Source organism: Pseudochrobactrum lubricantis (genome assembly GCF_041929865.1).
GTDB lineage: Bacteria > Pseudomonadota > Alphaproteobacteria > Rhizobiales > Rhizobiaceae > Pseudochrobactrum > Pseudochrobactrum saccharolyticum.
Window position 1 is genome coordinate 57,874 of the sequence record NZ_JBHEEE010000002.1, and the last position, 14,933, is coordinate 72,806.

17 protein-coding genes are annotated in these 14,933 nt (G+C 47.5%); 10 read left to right on the plus strand and 7 right to left on the minus strand.

Going from position 1 to position 14,933, the window contains the following annotated elements:
- Positions 1 to 5: 5 nt before the first annotated feature.
- Complete coding sequence (locus tag JNC80_RS04745; protein ID WP_213630850.1) at positions 6 to 224, minus strand: hypothetical protein; 219 nt, start codon at positions 222 to 224, stop codon at positions 6 to 8.
- 126 nt (positions 225 to 350) lie between these two features.
- Here JNC80_RS04745 and JNC80_RS04750 point away from each other — a divergent pair, with 126 nt between their 5' ends.
- Positions 351 to 854, plus strand: a complete 504-nt coding sequence (locus JNC80_RS04750; protein ID WP_376709678.1) for a hypothetical protein — start codon at positions 351 to 353, stop codon at positions 852 to 854.
- On the plus strand, positions 854 to 2,086 hold the full coding sequence (locus JNC80_RS04755) for an HlyD family secretion protein (protein ID WP_022711331.1): 1,233 nt from the start codon (positions 854 to 856) through the stop codon (positions 2,084 to 2,086). Before JNC80_RS04750 ends, JNC80_RS04755 begins: the two co-directional genes overlap by 1 nt.
- A gap of 469 nt (positions 2,087 to 2,555) precedes the next feature.
- Here JNC80_RS04755 and JNC80_RS04760 read toward each other — a convergent pair whose 3' ends face one another.
- Together JNC80_RS04760 and JNC80_RS04765 are read right to left on the minus strand one after the other, a co-directional pair.
- A complete protein-coding gene (locus JNC80_RS04760; RefSeq protein WP_022709084.1) occupies positions 2,556 to 3,773 on the minus strand; it encodes a tyrosine-type recombinase/integrase in 1,218 nt (405 codons plus the stop codon).
- 3 nt (positions 3,774 to 3,776) lie between these two features.
- A complete protein-coding gene (locus JNC80_RS04765) occupies positions 3,777 to 4,220 on the minus strand; it encodes an Arc family DNA-binding protein (protein WP_213906855.1) in 444 nt (147 codons plus the stop codon).
- 122 nt (positions 4,221 to 4,342) lie between these two features.
- Between JNC80_RS04765 and JNC80_RS04770 the strand changes: the two genes are divergently transcribed.
- From JNC80_RS04770 to JNC80_RS04790, 5 genes are all read left to right on the plus strand, one after another.
- Positions 4,343 to 4,531: a hypothetical protein gene (locus tag JNC80_RS04770; RefSeq protein ID WP_022709082.1), complete on the plus strand. Its 189-nt coding sequence runs from the start codon at positions 4,343 to 4,345 to the stop codon at positions 4,529 to 4,531.
- The gene (locus JNC80_RS04775) at positions 4,528 to 4,932 is read left to right on the plus strand and encodes a hypothetical protein (protein WP_139316400.1); all 405 of its coding nucleotides are present in this window, start codon (positions 4,528 to 4,530) and stop codon (positions 4,930 to 4,932) included. The genes JNC80_RS04770 and JNC80_RS04775 overlap by 4 nt, the downstream gene beginning before the upstream one ends.
- Positions 4,933 to 5,032: 100 nt before the next feature.
- The gene (locus JNC80_RS04780; protein WP_213598601.1) at positions 5,033 to 5,848 is read left to right on the plus strand and encodes a hypothetical protein; all 816 of its coding nucleotides are present in this window, start codon (positions 5,033 to 5,035) and stop codon (positions 5,846 to 5,848) included.
- Positions 5,845 to 6,150 (plus strand): DUF6074 family protein, encoded by a 306-nt coding sequence (locus JNC80_RS04785; RefSeq protein ID WP_376709680.1) that lies wholly within the window; start codon positions 5,845 to 5,847, stop codon positions 6,148 to 6,150. Before JNC80_RS04780 ends, JNC80_RS04785 begins: the two co-directional genes overlap by 4 nt.
- A 577-nt stretch (positions 6,151 to 6,727) precedes the next feature.
- The gene (locus tag JNC80_RS04790) at positions 6,728 to 8,671 is read left to right on the plus strand and encodes a heavy metal translocating P-type ATPase (RefSeq protein ID WP_075655953.1); all 1,944 of its coding nucleotides are present in this window, start codon (positions 6,728 to 6,730) and stop codon (positions 8,669 to 8,671) included.
- A gap of 90 nt (positions 8,672 to 8,761) precedes the next feature.
- Here JNC80_RS04790 and JNC80_RS04795 read toward each other — a convergent pair whose 3' ends face one another.
- Genes JNC80_RS04795 through JNC80_RS04805 form a run of 3 tightly spaced genes read right to left on the minus strand, consistent with a single transcriptional unit; the run spans position 8,762 to position 10,447 of the window.
- Entirely contained in the window at positions 8,762 to 9,175 is a 414-nt protein-coding gene (locus JNC80_RS04795) for a DUF2177 family protein (RefSeq protein WP_028233176.1), read from the minus strand.
- 40 nt (positions 9,176 to 9,215) lie between these two features.
- Positions 9,216 to 9,872 (minus strand): ChrR family anti-sigma-E factor, encoded by a 657-nt coding sequence (locus JNC80_RS04800; RefSeq protein WP_075655955.1) that lies wholly within the window; start codon positions 9,870 to 9,872, stop codon positions 9,216 to 9,218.
- Complete coding sequence (locus tag JNC80_RS04805; RefSeq protein WP_051138947.1) at positions 9,869 to 10,447, minus strand: sigma-70 family RNA polymerase sigma factor; 579 nt, start codon at positions 10,445 to 10,447, stop codon at positions 9,869 to 9,871. The genes JNC80_RS04800 and JNC80_RS04805 overlap by 4 nt, the downstream gene beginning before the upstream one ends.
- 215 nt (positions 10,448 to 10,662) lie before the next feature.
- On the opposite strand from JNC80_RS04805, the gene JNC80_RS04810 reads away from it, so the two are divergent.
- From JNC80_RS04810 to JNC80_RS04820, 3 genes are read left to right on the plus strand one after another with little or no spacing between them, the layout of a single operon-like run.
- Positions 10,663 to 12,018 carry an NAD(P)/FAD-dependent oxidoreductase gene (locus JNC80_RS04810; protein ID WP_371257498.1) on the plus strand — a complete coding sequence of 452 codons (1,356 nt, stop codon included), beginning with the start codon at positions 10,663 to 10,665 and terminating at the stop codon, positions 12,016 to 12,018.
- Positions 12,019 to 12,020: 2 nt separating this feature from the next.
- Positions 12,021 to 12,863, plus strand: coding sequence for a DUF1365 domain-containing protein (locus JNC80_RS04815; RefSeq protein ID WP_075655957.1), 843 nt, complete (start codon positions 12,021 to 12,023; stop codon positions 12,861 to 12,863).
- 7 nt (positions 12,864 to 12,870) lie between these two features.
- Positions 12,871 to 14,100 carry an SAM-dependent methyltransferase gene (locus JNC80_RS04820; protein WP_213598593.1) on the plus strand — a complete coding sequence of 410 codons (1,230 nt, stop codon included), beginning with the start codon at positions 12,871 to 12,873 and terminating at the stop codon, positions 14,098 to 14,100.
- On the opposite strand, the gene JNC80_RS04825 is transcribed toward JNC80_RS04820, so the two are convergent.
- Positions 14,097 to 14,876, minus strand: coding sequence for an SDR family NAD(P)-dependent oxidoreductase (locus JNC80_RS04825; protein WP_238481779.1), 780 nt, complete (start codon positions 14,874 to 14,876; stop codon positions 14,097 to 14,099). The genes JNC80_RS04820 and JNC80_RS04825 overlap by 4 nt on opposite strands.
- Positions 14,877 to 14,933: the final 57 nt, after the last annotated feature.

Consider the following 14,933-nt stretch of genomic DNA (forward strand, 5'->3'; position numbering starts at 1 on the left):
GAATCTCATGCTGATAATAACGCCTTTATCATAGAGCTTTGATGCGGCGCATTGAAGGCGGGAATCATATCCTTGCCGGAATATGACGCAGAGAGTTTCACAACTGAGCAATATTGTTTTGTGTATTGCAAAATTCTGATAAAATATTTGCTGTACTCATGATGAGGACGCACGGAACTTTTCAACTTAGCGTTATCAGCAGCAGTTAATGCCGTTTTACTCATATGCGCCTTGTTCTGGCACTAAAACCAACATTTTTTGGCCTTGTTTGCACAGGAAGTGCGGCCTGTTTTTCGCTGAGTGTATTTAATCACTGAAACTTAATCTTCAGATCAGGAGACAGGCAAATTATGGATGTGAGTAAACACCCCATAGCCATTGATCATGTGCCCGCATTTATTACGGCACCGGGACAGACCGATATTCTGTTTAATTTCGTCATTGTTTTTCTCATTTGCATGATCTTTGCCGTTGGCACCCTCTATCTCCGGCTTCATGCTTTGCCGGAGCAAATGGCACATCGTACCAATAAGGTGCAGTTGCAGGTTGTTGCGGTTCTGGCGCTGATTGCGCTCTTTACCCATAATCAGCTTTTCTGGATTGCTGCCCTGTTGCTGGCGATGATTGAACTGCCGAATTTTATTACGCCGGTAACCTCGATGGCCAAGTCTCTGAACAGGATTGCGCGCAGTACTTATGTGCCACAGAACTATCCGCCTGCATCAGCACCGGCTGCGCAACAGCCTGCTCCTGTAGCGGAAGCTGCCGTTAAACCAGTGGAAACAGTACAGCCGCAGGCAGCTCAAGACGGGCATTCATCTCATAATCCGGATCAGAACGGGGAGAAGCAATAATGTTGGAATTTCTTCTCTGTTCAATGGTGACGATTTTGCCGGATTATCTGTTCCGGCGTTATGGTCAGGGTAAACTTATCGGTCACCATATCACGCTTTATTCGGTGTGGTTTGAGCTGCGCTGGGGGATTACAGCCTGTCTTATTCTGACAATCTCGCTGATTACGATGATCTTTTATTATCACCCTTCCACATCCAATGTGACCGCCGCTTATCGCACGGTGACAATCCTGCCGGAAATTCCGGGGCGTGTTGAAGAGGTCTATGTGTCCCGCTTTCAGAAAGTGAAAGCCGGTGATCCGCTGTTCCGCCTTGACAGCAGCAAGCAGGAAGCTGCGATGAAAACTGCAGAGCAGCGTATTGTCGAAGTGCAGGCGGAAACTGAGGTGGCGAAATCTGAGATTGCTGCAACAGATGGTGCGATACAGTCAGTTGAGGCCGCCTATTTGCAGGCGCAGATTGATCTCAATACTCAGACTGAGTTGCAGCGCCGCAATCCGAATGTGGTTGCCCAGCGCGAGATTGACCGCCTGACATCCAGCCTTGAAGGACGCAAAGGCGCACTGGCTGAGGCAATTGCCAGAAAGCAGACATTGCAGACCAAGATCAGCACTTTACTGCCTGCGCAAAAAGCCAGTGCAGAGGCCGCACTGGAAGAGGCGCGTGTGCAATTGGATAAAACCACTGTGCGCGCCGGTGTGTCCGGTACCGTGCAGCAGTTTACCTTGCGCACGGGTGAGGTGGTGAACCCGCTGCTGCGCCCTGCAGGTGTTCTGGTGCCGGATGATGCCGGACGGGGCAGGCTGGTTGCCGGTTTCAACCAGATTGAGACACAGGTCATCAAGACCGGCATGATCGCCGAGGTTACCTGTATCGGTCAGCCTTTTACTGTCGTGCCGATGGTGGTGACAGAGGTTCAGGATGTGATTGCAGGCGGGCAGGTGCGTGCCAGCGATCAGCTGGTGGATGTGCAGCAGCTGAGCCGTCCTGGTACGATTACCGCGACGCTGGAACCTCTTTATGAAAATAGTTTTGGCAATGTGCCTCCGGGCAGCAATTGCATTGCCAATGCCTATACCAGCAATCATGAAGAGCTGCAGGCAGGCACAGCAGGGCCATTGCGTTCGGCATTCCTGCACGCAGTGGATGCCACCGGCCTCGTTCATGCTGTCATTCTGCGCATTCAGGCGATTATGATGCCGGTACAGCTGCTGGTGCTCGGCGGACATTGATACTGCTGAAAATGGCTAGAGCGGTTTACGTCCATGTTGGATCGCAGTGCTCGCTCTAGATTTCTTAGTTTGTCGCATTATCTCGGACTGTCCAAGTTAATCCAACTTGACTGTGAAATGCTCTAGTCAGCCGAAATGAAAAACCGGTGCCGGACTTATACTCCGGCACCAGTCTTGTGAAATTTACAGGTCTATCCGATTGATTCTCAAGTGATTCCCAAAACGGGAATAAATCGCTGATGCACGAGGCATTTTACAAAATGCCGTCGAAGTGAAGTAAATATCTCATGCTTAAAACAGATGAGACATTCATAATATTGTTTTATGATTGAGAAAATTTGTTGGTAGCGGAGGACGGATTCGAACCGCCGACACAAGGATTATGATGCCTTATATCTTCATTGATTTTATAAGGTAATTTATATTCATGTTGCGCTCATGTCGCGTTTAATGGCTTTAACACCCGCAGTTAGCTTAAAAGGGCATGCTCGGCCGCTGCAAGCTCAGCAGCGTCATCACCACGGGGAAATAAGTGCCCATATGTATCTGCAGTCATGGTGACTGATGAGTGTCCCATGCGCTCTTGAACGACCTTGAGAGGTAATCCAAGGCCTCCATCTTCTAGGCGGTTAATGCACCACGACGCGTAGAAATGGCGCAGAGCATGAAGGCCTGTATATTTGGCTTTCACTTCCTGTCCGTCTTGTTGGGTGATGCCGGCTTTTATCTGAACGGGTATCAGGCCGCGATTGATGATGTTTGCGTGGCTCTCGATTTTACCTAAACCGTTCGGGAATACATAGTGAAGTTCCGTGACAGGATTGCCGTTAGGATCCAGTCTCACGGTTTCTCTGCGAGGGCAGGCTAATTTCCATTCACGCAATGTGTTTATGACAAGTGGTGGTACTGGAATAGTCCGTTCGCCTGCACCAGACTTCGGTCGACCAATTTCTCCAAATTCATCAGCGCGCTGATGTACATTGATAGCGCGCTTTTCAAAGTCCACATCCTGCCAGCGCAAACCTCGTAGCTCGGATGATCTCATGCCTGTAAAGATTGCAGTGATGAGCAATGGCTTCCAGCGGCCGTCTATGGCGTTAATAAGAGCTTTGATCTCTTCTCTGGTGGGAATGTCTATGCCGACCTTGATACGGCCATTCTGACGGCGCTCTGCCTGTCTATCTTTCCCCGTACGGCGTGTACCGCGCATATCTTTGACCGGATTGCGAATGGTAAGGCCGCGCTCCTGCGCATCGGCTAAGATTGAACCAAGAGAGCCAATGATTTTTTTAATCATGGCAGGCGATCGGTCTTCGTCGCGGAGCTTATCTTCAAACTCTCGAATAGCGGGAACATTCAAACGCGAAAGCAACGTATTGCCTATGAACGGGTCAATATGCAGTTTTACGTGTCTTTGGCGCTGGTTGATGGTGGAGCGCTCTAAGCTGTCATTTTCACCGCTAGCGATCCAGAAACCGCCTGCCTGTGCAACTGTTGCGCTTGCACTATCTGCAACGTGAACGCCTTCGCGCACTTCAATTTTAGCAGTGGCTGAGAATGCATCCGCTTCTTTTTTCTTCGCAAATGTTTTCAGGCGGCGTGTGCCCTGACTGTCAACGTAGTCGACAACCCACGCCTCTTTAATAATGCCTTTTGGGTTAGTCCATTTGCGTTTGCGTATCGACATTGCTTAATCAGTGAGGTCTGGATTTATTGTTTTGGGAGTATACTTCTCATCAATTTGATCGATGGAAAATTGAGCCTCTTCAATACGTGCAAGATGCCAGTCGTCGAGGCTTTCTCGAATGCGTTGTCGTGTTACCTCGTCGATGTCGGGGACACGGCCAGAGGCAATCCCTTCGACCGCTTCTAACAGACCGTCAGTTAATTCGTTGATAGCGTCTTCATGTCCTCTGACTTTACGAAGCGCTGTAAATAGGCCAAGCAACTCATTCAGTCTAACATCAAGAGGCATTGGCTCAGGGAACTCTTTTTCAAGAACACGCACTATTTCTGTGTTCATTGAGCGACCGTGTGCTTCCGCGAAGACTTTTATACGGTCTCTCAGCCCCGGAGGAAGTCGGAGTTGAAAGCGGTCAGCGATTTCACTTGGGTACTTATTTTTTTCATTCATTTGCAATGAGTGCAACTTGCCATCAAAAATGTCAAGAGTGCGACTTGATATCATGGTTAATTGATGGTAGCCATTGAATGTTGATGCGAGTTGCACCCATGAACATATAGGGAATTTAAGTCATGAGTAATAATACAAATTCAATGGAACTAATTTGGGAAGTTTCAGAAATTGGAAAGCTGATTGGGCGCAATGAGCGGCAGACGTTCCATTTGCTCAATACTGGCCAGCTTCCCGCGAAGAAGGTGGGTGGCAGATGGGTCGCTGAACGTAGCAAGCTGATTGCATTTTTCATGGATGATGCGGCATGAGCCAGAAATCAAAAGGCTCGGCAGAGGCGGCAACCTCAAAACCGAGCCAGAGTTCAAGCCAAACCATCGCAGGAATGAAGAACATGCAGAGGAATAACACAAAGGGTGTTCCGCAGGCAACTACGGGTGCAACGGTCAAGATAAACGAAGCTCTGTTCAATCTTGAGAATCCGATCAACGATTCAAAGAATATGGCTTCAATCCTCGGTGGGTTGCTCCATGATGTATTCGACAAAGATCATTCGTCCGTAACCGGCAATCGTGAGTTTTACTTTGTGTCTGAAAGTGATGCCTCGAATATCATTTTTGCGGCCGGCCAGCTGCAGCGCTTCATCAAGTCCAGTCTTGATACATGGAATGAAGCCCTTGATCACAGCGCGGGAGCAGGCCAATGCGCTTAATCCTCATTCTTATAGGTCGCGCTCACTTCGCTCTTGCCGATTGGCATCATAGACAGGCCACCCGCTGCGCCAAGTCCGCGCAGGCCAGAAAGAGGTCTGCATGAGTAAATCCGCAAAGGACTGGCTTAAGCGTCAAAAAATTGATGACAAGTCACTAAACACGATATTGGTAGGTTTGGTAGCCTCCTCTGTTGGTGGGGTATGTCAAATTACTCAGATGCGCCTTGCTAAGAAGGTCGGCATGTCCGAACGCCATGTTCGGCGTGGTCTGTCAGCATTAGAAGCGCTTGAAGTAATTGACCGATCAAAACAGTCTGAGTGGGGCAAGAGGGGGCGGTCGACAGACACGATTTACTTATCACTTGATCTCGACTTTAACCTACCGAAGGATGTCATTTTGTCCGCAAAAAACAACGCCGCATTAACCGGACATTTGTCCGGTGCTGCCCATGGCGTATTAAGCGGACAAATGTCCGGTGCGCCCACGATTTCCTATATAAGGAAGAATATATACGGTGATGACGGCGCACTACACCATCGCTGCATTGGGAGAATTTGGTGGGACAGTAATCGTGAACTTTGGCGCTCAATGCTTACGGTTGATGGCGAAGAACTTGACCTAGGACGGCACGAGACGAAAGACCTCGCTGAAGCTGAAATTAACGTTGCTATTTGTGATTTAGAGTTCTGCTTCTCTCGCCCGGCAGGCACACCGGTAGATCCCCAAGTAGATCCTTTTCTCAAAAGCCTAACTGGTAAATGCCTTTGCGAGTTCGTGCTCGGTAGAAGCAAACACGCAGTCAACCAAAACGATCCGCGTAGCGGGTCGTCAGGGTCTGGGGGATTATCCCCCAGTCAGGAGTTTGAGGATGAAATCCTCATATTGCGAAGCAACAAGAACCTTGGTGCAGCATGAGTATAGATTTTTGTAAGATAATAATATTCCCACTCGATGCCAGAATTGGAAAGGTGCGGCGTACTGCCTCTCTGCTCTATAAAAAACATGGTGAAGATGCAGAGCTGTATTGGAAACAGGTCATTGCTGCTAACCGCAAACACCTCATCCGAATTGGTCTGACGGCCGAGCAGCAGCATGAACAGCTTTCAGGCTTTTCGCGCGCTGTCCAGCAAGAGTTGAATAGCATTGCAACATTATGGGGTGGAGGGTGGCATAATATTTATCAGTTTCATTGCCTTAGAAATGACAGCTTAGATTAATTAGAGTAAAACTCACCAATCCTTATAAAATTTGTAATTACAGTATTTAGGATGAGAGTTTTCCGCGGTTTAATCAACGTTGAAACTTCACCACAGATTGATCACAATCTACGCCGTAATATCCGCCCGTTATCATGGCGCAGGCAGGAATTAATGACTGCCACGAATGATAAAAAAATATTACGCACATTCTGAAATAACTATTAAATTTGAAGTCTCTTGCCAGTCATCGAGAGGTTTTGACCTGAAAAGGTCCTATCAGCAATTTTTCCAGTAACCGGTTTTGTTTTTGTTCTGCTTGCAATCAATGCAATAAAAAATATTCTGCATAATAAGTCCCGTTAACGGACGATGGCTGTGTTTCATACGACTTTATGGCAAACAACTAACCCTGTTGAATTTTTTAGTATGCTCAGTGACGCTGCGATTGCACTGTATGGTGTGATCATAGTCGCAGCCGGGATAACTTCTATGGAGTTGGTTCCAAAACGCCTTGCGGCGACTTTAGTTATGATAGGATCATTGGCGCAGCTGTTTGAACATTCTTAGTTCATTAGCGAAGTGGAGCAATGTATCAATGTATCGATTTTTAACTAATCCATCAGTTGCTCTTACTTCTGCAACCGTGTTGGGGCTTTTGTTGGCCTTGGTTGGGACATGGCTATTCAGTGGTGCATTGGCTTTCGCATTGACTAGTTTCGGCGTGGTATTGGTATATTTTGCTGGCGGTGTTCCCGCCGGATGGCGGGCGTTGAGTGTGTTGGTCCATGAGCGCGTACTCGACATCGATTTGTTAATGATTGTTGCAGCTATTGCTGCGGCGATTGTTGGTGCGTTTGTCGAAGGTGCTATTTTGCTGACGCTGTTTAGTTTGTCCACGACATTGGAAGAGCGTGCCATGGGGCGAGCGCGCCGCGCCATTGAAGCATTGATGGCGTTACGGCCTGAAATCGCTTTACTTAAACTAGCAGATAGTTCGATCAAAGAAGTGCAGGCAGCAAGTCTTCGTGTTGGAGATATTGTTATCGTTCGGCCTGGCGCACGAATACCCTCTGACGGAACAATAGCAAGCGGAAGTGGAGCGCTGGACGAGTCTACGATTACGGGTGAATCTATGCCTGTGCGCAAAGAAACTGGTGCTAAAGTTTTTGAGGCAACGGTCAATCTTGATGGCGTACTTGAGATTAGGATTACTAAAACTGTTGAACAAAGTACTGTGGCACGCATGATTGAGCTAGTCACACAAGCTCAGGCAGCGAAAGCTCCTTCAGAACGGTTCAGTGTTTGGTTTGGGCAACGTTATACAGTTGCCGTTTTAATGGTCTCGCTGATTGCTCTTGGCATTTTCTATTGGTTTGGGAATGACTGGGAAGCTGCATTATACTTTGCAGCAACTTTGCTTGTAGCCGCGAGCCCGTGTGCGATAGTCATTTCGGTGCCAGCAGCAATTTTGTCCGCTCTATCATCAGCTGCACGGGGAGGCGTTTTATTTAAAGGTGGGGCAGCGCTTGAGACACTTGCAGCAGTTAATATCTTTGCTTTCGACAAGACTGGAACGTTGACAACCGGGCGTGCAGAAGTAACTGGAGTTGTTCCTCTAGCTGATGATGAGATGAGTTTTTTATCCGCACTAGCTAGTATTGAAGCCAATTCCGAGCATCATATTGCCGACGCCCTGAGGCGCGAAGTGCTCCGTCGAGAGGTGAAACTACATGATGTTTATGATGTGAAAACAATTCCAAGCGCTGGCATTGTTGGACGTGATATGGACGGCCCTATTTGGGCAGGTAATCGTCGAATGGCCCATAATATGGGTGCTCTTCTTGATGATGAGCGCTTTAAAAACTTACAGGACGGAGCAGAGACAGTTGTTTATCTTGGGCGTGGGGCGCTTGTTTTAGGTGCGATCAGTATCGCGGACAAAGTACGTGAAACTTCAGCTGGAGCACTTGTCGCTTTGCGAGAAAACGGCGTTAAGACCATCGCAATGATGACAGGCGATAGACAGGCAGTGGCGCTGCGTATTGGCAAGCTGCTTGGATTCAAGCCAGATGAGATTCATGCCGAGATGTTGCCAGAGGATAAGGTGAGGCTGGTTGCAGAAATGGCTAGTGGTGGGAAAGTTGCATTTGTTGGTGATGGTGTGAATGATGCAGCGGCACTAGCGCGCGCCGATGTCGGCATTGCGATGGGGGCGGCAGGATCTGAAGTTGCTTTACAGGCTGCTGATGTCGCTCTGCTTTCAGAGAATATGGAAAGATTAGCGGCAGCCCATCGTCTTGCCAGGCGAACCGTATCAATAATTCGTCAAAATCTTATTTTTGCGATTTGTATGATGTGTGTTTTGGTTGTGGGTGCAGCTTTTTTTGAATTGCCATTGCCTTTGGCGGTACTTGGCCACGAGGGGGGCACGGTTCTTGTGGTGCTCAACGGGTTGAGACTCTTAAGCGACCCAATTAGAAGTACGATAAGCGTCTTTGCCGATCAAAATCTTCTGAAAGATAATACTCGTAATAAATAGCTGCGAAGATTATTTAGGTCGGCGTCGGTTCACTCCACTAATGTTTTGGAATAAATAGTAATTCTGCAGCTAAAAAACACATCTAATTTGTTATATTTTGGGGAGAATAAACGATGTTGCAAAGTATCCTGCTGAACTAGCCATAGCAGTGAGAAGCAGACCCCACACCATATCAACTATACTTACTGATAAGGACCAATTTTTTAACGTAGCGAGATTTGTCATATCATAGGTGCCATAAGCAATAAGCCCAAGAATGGCACCATTAATAACAGCAGTAAGCCAGCTGTTTGAGTTGAGAGCAGGTATTACCGCAAAATAAATAATCCCGCCTACATAAACGAGATAGAAAAGACCCGCTACAGTGAAATTTGGCTGATCCATTAGGATGTTGGCCATTCGTGGGCGGTAAAACAAGCTTGTCATCTTTGACAGCCAGATAAAGTCAACAACAAAGAACACTATGGCAGTCGTAGTATATGCAATTATGGCCTGTTTTAACATTGCAGATCTCATCTTTGTTATATTCAGGATTCGTTAGCCGCTAAATTCCAAGCACAGGTTGCACTAAACGAACAATCCATGAGCGGAAACGTAACGGGGCATCTGTAACCGCCAGACAAATGCAATCAGCGTCCGATGTAGCTATAGGCTGATGAATAATATCGGAATTTGCCTCTTCGATATCGCCGCGAGTAAAACTCTCGTCGCCATCGATAAAACTTCCGCTAAGAACAAGTGTCAATTCCCGTCCGCCATGACCGTGCTCAGGAACCGGCTTGCCGGCAGGTATCTTGAGCAGGCGTACGGTTGATGAATTGTCGCTGGTCGGAATGACAATATGACTGGCTCCGCGACCAAGAGCGCGCCATTTCAGCTTATCGACATCTCCTCCGAGATAAGAGCGTAATGGCTGAGGTAAAACAGGTGCCTGAGGTTGTGGTTCCGGCCGTTCTTGCTTGGTCTTTAGTGATGTCTTTGCCAATCTCGACCGAACCGCCTCCCATGCTTTATCCACAGACGTATCAGCAGGTAGTTCCTCAAGCAATTTTCCGCCCAGACATTCATAGTTTTTAAGACGAAAACGGCATGAAGGGCACAATGATAAATGTGTGGCTACGGCAATGCTCCAGCCCTCGCTTAAGGTGCCGGCAGCATAGCTTTCAAGCAACGCATCGCTTAAATGATGATGTATATTCATGACGCTCTCCCTAAGTGTTTGAGGGAAAGACGCAATTTTTCAAATGCCAGTCGCATTCGTGATTTAACTGTACCAAGCGGAATATTCATTTTCTCGGCAATAGCACTTTGAGAGTGATTATCATAAAAAGACATTTTTATAAGCTCGAACTGTTCCTTCGGTAATTTTTCCATTGCTTGCTGTAATTCATTACTTGATTGCTGCATTATGATTAGAGCATCAGCGGGTATTGTTTCATCAGGAACAAAAGCCGGATCATCCGGGTCAAATTCGGGTCTTTTCTCTCGTCTTACAGCATCAATGCGCAAATTTCGTGCAATCGTAAAAATCCATGTTGAAAGCGCTCCTTTGAGCGGATCAAAACGGTCCGCTTTGTGCCATACAGTGATCATTGTTTCCTGCATCAGCTCTTCTGCGAGCTGTTCATCAGTCGTAAGCCGCAACATGTAAGATTTAACACGCGGCGCAAAGTATTTAAAAATCACCTCATAAGCATCAATATCGCGATCCAATGTGACAGCTTTCATTAATACTTCGAGTTTCCCAATCTCCGCATTGGGGGTGGTTTTTTTCATTTTGAAACATTCCCGCCTGAATCGGAGCAGCATAGATCTGCGCTCTGCAATTCCTTTGTATTTGTTGTGCCACGATTGCGGCTGGATGGAAATGTTTGTTTTCATGCCATCTTTACGGAGAAAATCAGCAAACGGATCACGACATCAAAATAATTTAAAAAAAGAGATCCGAAACGTCGTACGGCGCGTATTGGAATATATAAAAAACAAAAGGAATAGCCGTGAGCAGTTCTCACTCATTCTCTGAAAATAAAAAACACATTGCTGTCATCGGATCAGGTATTTCCGGATTGTCTGCAGCATGGCTGTTGAGCAAAACTGCGCGGGTCACCATTTATGAAGAGAATAACCGTTTAGGCGGGCATTCCAATACGATTATGGTTCCGTGCGGACAAAACGAGATTGCCGTTGATACGGGCTTTATTGTTTATAATGAGCGGAATTATCCCAATCTTGTCGCATTATTTGAAACATGCGGGGTTGAGACACAAAAATCCAATATGTCATTTGCCGTATCACTCAATGAGGGCGGGCTGGAATACTCCGGTTCTGGCATCAACGGTTTGCTTGGTCAGCGGCGTAATATCATTCGTCCCCGTTTCTGGTTTATGGTCAGGGATGTGTTGAGGTTTTACCGCGAGGCGCCTTCTGTTCTGGATAGTGAACATTACGCGCAGACTAGCCTTGGCGAATATCTTCGTTCTCATAATTATGGTAATGATTTTGTTGAAAATCATCTGCTGTCTATGGGGGCTGCAATCTGGTCTGCGGGCGCGGATGAAATGCGGGCTTATCCTGTGCAAGCCTTTGTGCGCTTTTTTGTCAGCCACGGATTGCTCAGTCTTAAAAATCGCCCGCAATGGCGCACTGTTACGGGTGGCAGCCGCCGTTATGTTGAGCGATTGGCACAGGCAATATCCGGTGACATCAGGCTTGATGCCAAGGTTGTGCGCATCAAGCGCACTCCTGACGGCGTCATGGTGACAGATAACAAAGGCCATACAGAGCGTTTTACCGATGTTGTTATTGCCGCGCATGCGGATCAGGCGCTTGCAATGTTGGATGATCCCAGCTTTGAGGAGCAGAAACTGCTTGGTGCTTTTCGTTACACAGCCAATAGCGCCGTTTTGCACTCCGATACGTCACTTATGCCAAGGCGCAGGCGGATCTGGTCGAGCTGGAATTATACCGGCGATCAAAAGAATGCAGAAAAGCAACCTTTATGTGTGACATATTGGATGAATAAGCTTCAATCTCTTGATAAGAAATACCCGCTTTTTGTTACGCTTAATCCGACTAAGCCGATCGTTGGTGAAAAAATTATCAAGGTGATTGATTATGAGCACCCGCTTTTTGACCTTCGAGCATTGGAAGCGCAGCGTGCGCTGCATGTCCTGCAAGGCAAGCGTAATACATGGTTCTGTGGTGCGTATTTTGGCTATGGTTTTCATGAGGATGGTTTGCAGGCAGGGCTTGCAGTGGCAGAAGGGCTGGCTGGTTTGAAACGACCTTGGAATGTACCAAACGCATCCTCCAGAATTTCACAGCCGTCTGAGAGTGAGGCATCATAATAATGCGCTCTAGTGAGAAGATACAGTCAGGTCTTTATATAGGCAAAGTTATGCATATGCGGTTGCGTCCTCAACGGCATCGCTTCACTTATCGTGTATTTTCATTGCTGCTGAATATTGATGAGCTTCCGTCATTAGACAAGGCAAAGCGTCTTTTTGCTTATAATCGCCGCGCAATTGTGAGCTTTCACGATAAAGATCACGGAGATGGCACAAAGGGCGGATTGCGCCATTGGGTTGAAGGGCAACTAGCCCGTGCTGGTCTTCAGGGGGCAGGGATGAGTATTTATATTCTCTGTTATCCGCGCATTTATGGCTATGTCTTCAATCCGCTGACACTCTATTTTTGTTATGACGCGCAAGGAGGGCTGCGCGCTGTTCTTTATGAGGTCAGCAATACATTCGCAGAACGTCATACCTATATTATGCGTGTTCTCGAGGGGAAGCTGACAGGACAGGGCTTTCACCAGCAATGTAAGAAGGATTTTTATGTATCTCCTTTTTTGCCGATGGACTGTTTCTATAATTTTTACATTGAGCCTCCCGATGAAAAGCTGCTGGTTCGTATCCATGAGGAAGATGCTGATGGCATGGTGCTTGTTGCAAATTTTGCAGCGACACGAAGCCCCATAAATGACCGCACGCTTGGTTTGGCATTGTTGCGTCACCCGTTGATGACCCTGAAAGTCAGCGCGAGCATTTATTGGGAGGCACTGCGCCTTTGGAGAAAAGGCCTTACCATTTATCGCTATAAGGCGGCGGCCAGCAAGGTCGACAGTACTGTTGTTTCAAACCCCACTCCGATCAATCAGCCCCGTGAGTTAAATCCTGATGAGCACCACTGAAGAGACAATGAACATCAAGAGGGAAGTCAAAGCAGGGCTCAACGAACGTCCGCCGCTATGGATGCGCATTGCGCAGAAATGGGCTGGCCGGATTGCTTTCGGCACACTGACTGTTGAGTTTCCTGATGGGCACAGTTTTTATGTCAAAGGCTCAAGACCGGGCCCTGATGCAACAATGATCATTCGTTCGCCGAAATTTGTGTGGCAAGTCCTCTCCGGAGGAAAACTCGGGCTGGCGCGCGCATTTATTGATAATAACTGGGATAGTCCAGATATTGGTGCTGTTTTGGATCTGGGAATTTTCAATGAGGATTATTTAAATTCGGTTCTCGCATTGCCGGCACTTGCAAGATTGATGGCCAATTTGCGCCATCGTCTCCGTGCCAATACGCCTACAGGAAGCAAGCGCAATATTGCTTTCCATTATGATCTGGGCAACCAATTCTATGCTCAGTGGCTGGATGAGACCATGACATATTCTTCCGGCTTGTTCCAAACGGCCGGACAGTCCTTATCTGATGCGCAAAATGCCAAATATGACCGCATCGTCAGGCAATTGAATATTCAGAAAAATGACCGTGTTCTTGAGATCGGCTGCGGATGGGGCGGATTTGCGGAATATGCTGCGCGTAAAACCGGTTGCAGCATTGTAGCCCTGACACTTTCTCAGGAGCAGGCACATTTTGCGCGAGAGCGCATGATGAAAGCGGGCCTATCTGATCGTGTTGAAATTCGTATTGAAGATTACAGAAATTGTGAGGGGCATTTCAACAAAATCGTATCTGTCGAGATGTTTGAAGCTGTCGGCGAGGAGAACTGGTCTGTATATTTTGCAAGACTGCAAGCCTTGTTAGAGAGTGACGGCGAGGCTTTGCTACAGGTTATTACCATCGATGATAACCGCCTTGATGAATACCGGCGCAATGCTGATTTCATTCAGACCTATATTTTTCCGGGCGGTATGCTGCCTTCATGCAACGCACTTATTGATGTCGCACGAAGACATAATTTAAAGCTGACTGACCAGCTGATGTTTGGACGTGATTATGAGAAGACGCTGCTTCAATGGGATGATCAATTCATAAAGCAATGGTGCACTATCGAGCCACTCGGCTTTGATGCGCGTTTCAAGCGGATGTGGCGATATTATTTCCATTATTGCGCTGCCGGTTTCAGAGCGCAGCGCATTGATGTCGGGCAGTTTCATTTCCGTCAGCTCTGCGTCAATCAGGATTAACGTAACAATTTGCGCGTAATTGCAAATCGCAATCCAGCGGGCAGACATGCCAGACATTTGGTAAGCCAAACCATCTTCCACGGAAATGCAATTTCAAAACGATGTGAATTCAGGCCGCGAATGATGTGATCAGCGGCCTCATTCTCTGAAATTATAAAAGGCATAGGAAAGTCATTTTTTTGTGTGAGCGGCGTATCTACAAAACCGGGATTAACAACGCTGAGAAGCACATTCTTACGTCGCAGCTCAGGATAAAGGGCCTCACACATATTAATGAGACCGGCTTTGGTCGCGCCATATGCTGCTGCACCTGGCAGGCCGGTATATCCTGCAACGGAGGAGACGACCAATATGCGTCCCGATTGCCGCTTGAGCATGGGCTCCATAACGGCGCCCAGACAATAGGCAGTTCCTATAAGATTGACATTGACCGTTTCCTCAAAAAGCGCAGCATCAAAATTAAACGCATTGTCCCGCTTATATATGCCTGCATTGAGGATTGCGACACTAACAGGGCCAAGCTGTGCTTCAATCGCGGCATATGCAGCCGGTACCGCTGCGTGGTCCGTCACATCCATCGGAAAAGCAAAAATCTTGTCCGGTATTTGTGCGGCGACCTCTTCAAGATGCGCTCTTGTGCGGGCGCTGATTGCTACTTTCCAGCCTTGGCTGGCAAGCCTTATTGCCAAAGCGCGCCCCATTCCGGTGCCGGCACCCGTTATCCATACAAGTTTATTATGTATATGAGCTTCCATTACATTCACCTCATTAGACAAACTTTACATTCTCTATACGCAACAGGGGTGGCAGCGGTTCATCCATCATCCGCTCTT